Origin of the sequence: Chromohalobacter sp. HP20-39, assembly GCF_033052815.1 — a bacterium.
Taxonomy (GTDB): domain Bacteria; phylum Pseudomonadota; class Gammaproteobacteria; order Pseudomonadales; family Halomonadaceae; genus Chromohalobacter.
In genome coordinates, this window is sequence record NZ_JAWHTP010000178.1 from 1 (window position 1) to 428 (window position 428).

At 58.6% G+C, this 428-nt stretch carries 1 protein-coding gene; it reads left to right on the forward strand.

The annotated features are described in order from the left end of the window. A partial coding sequence (locus RVY79_RS17520; protein ID WP_317465765.1) for a hypothetical protein occupies positions 1-295 on the forward strand: 295 nt, incomplete at its 5' end. Positions 296-428: the final 133 nt, after the last annotated feature.

The window sequence follows — 428 nt, forward strand, 5'->3', positions numbered from 1 at the left end:
GACCTTCACGCGGTTTTACGTCCCCGAGGCATTCGACACCAACTACCGGCTTGTCAACGACGCGACCGTGCTCTGGGAGGCCTTCAGCGCGGCGCATCACAAGGCGAGCCTCCCCTACAAGATGGAAATCCCGATGGAATATTTCGTGCGCGCTGTTGAGATTGTCCTGAAAGATAGCGAGACCCGGGACGCACCGGGTTACAGCCCAGCGCCAGCATTGTGGGCATACGCCGTGCAACAGTGTGGTTACGTCCAATCGCGCCATGCGACCGGGCATATCATCGCCGCTGCGTAGCTCCCGGAAGAATCGATTCCCGATTCTATCGTTTGACGAGAGCGTGCTTTCGCCCGCGCTAGGCTACACCTTCGACCCGAAATGGGTCGACCCGTGCGAGTCGCTGATTTCCATTCTTTGGAAATTCGCGCAG